This window comes from Pseudomonas sp. BF-R-26, assembly GCF_019947395.1.
Taxonomy (GTDB): Bacteria; Pseudomonadota; Gammaproteobacteria; order Pseudomonadales; family Pseudomonadaceae; genus Aquipseudomonas; species Aquipseudomonas farris.
This window is the reverse complement of sequence record NZ_JAGYGK010000042.1, coordinates 1-1,260: the sequence shown is the minus strand read 5'-3', so window position 1 is coordinate 1,260 and position 1,260 is coordinate 1. Positions and strand designations below refer to the sequence as shown.

1 protein-coding gene is annotated in these 1,260 nt (G+C 54.8%); it reads right to left on the bottom strand.

Translation table 11 applies throughout. The annotated features are described in order from the left end of the window. Window positions 1-108 precede the first annotated feature (108 nt). Window positions 109-1,038, bottom strand: coding sequence for an IS110 family transposase (locus KGB18_RS29830; RefSeq protein ID WP_123719003.1), 930 nt, complete (start codon window positions 1,036-1,038; stop codon window positions 109-111). Between the last annotated feature and the right edge of the window lie 222 nt (window positions 1,039-1,260).

Below are 1,260 nucleotides of genomic sequence, written 5' to 3'. Positions count from 1 at the left end.
TGTGGGAGCAACTGTCTTGATGACCTTTATTTTGAAGGCATATTGATAGACAGCTGAACTCCCACAGCTTTAGGCCATGCGATGCCCTACAGGAACACCGCGACCCGTTTAGGCCAAGGGTTCTTTCCACTCAGTTCGGTCTCGGATCATGGCGTTCAGCCGTATCAACAACACGCGCATACAGGCGATGAGCGCTACTTTTGCGCATTTGCCCTTATGACGCAGTGCGTCATACCGCGCTTTGAACTCAGGCTGTCGCTGAATCACCACCCAGCACGCCATGTACATCGCCCGACGCGCAGCAAACCTGCCACCGCCAATGTGGCGGGGGCCTTCATGTTTGCCGCTGTCGTCGTTGTAGGGGGCTATGCCTGCCAGCGCTGCGATCTCGTGCCGTCCAACCTCGCCCAGCTCAGGTAAATAGGCCATCAAGCTGGCTGCCGTCACGAGCCCTATACCCTTGACCGAACACAAACGGGCCGTTTTATCACTGTCCAGGTCTTTAGCAGTTTGACGGATCAACCTTTCTATCGACTTTATTGCTTGGCATAAATAGTCGATATGACTTCGCAGACAGGGTTTTACCGTGTCAGCAGAGGCTGTTTTGAGGCGCCGTAAATCGTCGCCATGTTGCTGAACAAAGTTTTCACGTTGCTGTACCAGCGCACGTAAATTGTCCTGTTCAGGGCTGGTGATTCGGTTGCTTGGCGACTTTATGACTTCGGCAAACTGCGCGAGCAGCCGCGCATCTATCGGGTCGGTTTTAGCGCGCTGCCCCATGGCCTTGGCAAAGTCTCTGGCTCGGCGAGGGTTGATCCGCAAGACTTCGAAGCCGGCAGCCTGAAGCGCTTTCATGACCTCTCGCTCATAGCCGCCGGTGGCTTCCAGCAATACGCGGCTGACCTGGTAGCGCTTTAACCAATCAATCAGCCCAAGGAAGTCACTGGCGGTATTGAGGTAACTGGCGCCAATGTCTTGCGGGTTAATCCAAATTTCAAGGGTATCTTTGGAAACATCGATGCCTGCGCAGGAAAACATAGCCGAACCCTCTTACACTCAAAGGTGAGAGCGCTCTGGCTGGGCACCACGCTTGTAATGTTCGAGGTCGGCTCGTTCAACTGTTCGGGCTCAATAACCAGAGCGGAGAGGTGAATGGCAGCATGGGCTCCCACACGTGCTTTAAGCACTCCGGGCATTCAGCTTGCCACTCACCGCTCTCACCCTCAGTCTAATTCCTGCCCAAGACACAAGCGGGCTTGC

Coding starts and splice junctions, on each gene's coding strand:
- KGB18_RS29830 (WP_123719003.1), bottom strand. CDS start 1,038: ATGTTTTCCTGCGCAGGCATCGATGTTTCCAAAGATACCCTTGAAATT.